This is a genomic window from Tepidiforma sp. (assembly GCF_026419595.1).
In the GTDB taxonomy this organism is placed as follows: domain Bacteria; phylum Chloroflexota; class Dehalococcoidia; order Tepidiformales; family Tepidiformaceae; genus Tepidiforma.
The window spans coordinates 1-1,031 of sequence record NZ_JANZZD010000070.1 but is presented as its reverse complement, the minus strand read 5'-3'; the positions used below and the strand labels follow the sequence as shown (position 1 = coordinate 1,031).

Below are 1,031 nucleotides of genomic sequence, written 5' to 3'. Positions count from 1 at the left end.
GAAAGCATCCTCGAACGGTTCCGGCGCGACGGCCGCGTCCGCATCCTGCCCATCGGCTGCATCACCCGCGGGCGGGAAGGACGGGAGCTCGCCGAGCTCGCCGAGCTGGCGGCCGGCGGCGTCATCGCCTTCAGCGATGACGGCAGCCCCGTCGCCGACCCCCGGCTGATGCGGAACGCGCTCGCGCTCGCCGGGGCGCTCGGCCTGCCCGTCTCGGAGCACTGCGACAGCCCCGAGATGCACGCCGGCGGGGCGATGAACGAAGGGGCCGTAAGCGAGCGGCTCGGGCTGAGCGGCCAGCCGGCCGCCGCCGAGGCTGCCGCCATCGCGCGCAACATCGAACTGGCGGCGGCAACCGGCGCGCGCCTCCACATCGCCCACGTCACGACCGCCCGGGGCGTCGAGCTCATCGCCGAAGCGAAGCAGCGCGGCCTGCCCGTCACCTGCGAGGTCACCCCGAGCCACCTCTTCCTCACCGAGGATGCCGTGGCTGGCGGCGGCCCGGAACCCGCCTACGACACGAACGCGAAAATCAACCCGCCGCTTCGGACCGAGGCCGACCGGCGCGCCCTGCTCGCCGCGCTCGACGCCGGCGTCATCGACGCCATCGCGACCGACCACGCCCCGCACGCCATCGAGGACAAGCTGGTCGAGTTCGAAGATGCCGCCTTCGGTATCAGCTGCTTCGAATCGGCGGCGTCGTCGCTGCTCACCCTCGCCGCGCGCGGGGAGCTGCGCCTCGAACGGATGGTGGAGGCGCTCACCAGCGCCCCGGCCGCCTGTTTCGGCATCGACCGGCGCATCCCGGGGGCCGGGCGGCTCGAGCCCGGGGTGTCGCGCGACCTCGTCATCGTCGACCCGGCCGCAGAGGTCACCATCGACCCGGCTGGCTGGGCTTCGAAGGGCAAGAACACGCCGCTCGCCGGTTTCCGCCTCCGCGGGGCCGTCCGGGCAGTCATCTTCGATGGAACGCTCGCATGGGAGCGGGAGGGTGCGCATGTCTGATGCCTGGCTCGTGCTCGCTGACGGGA

Annotated in this window: 1 protein-coding gene; it reads left to right on the top strand. The window is 73.0% G+C overall.

All coding sequences use genetic code 11. The annotated features are described in order from the left end of the window. A partial coding sequence (locus N2041_RS14345; protein ID WP_297679260.1) for a dihydroorotase occupies window positions 1-1,005 on the top strand: 1,005 nt, incomplete at its 5' end. Window positions 1,006-1,031: the final 26 nt, after the last annotated feature.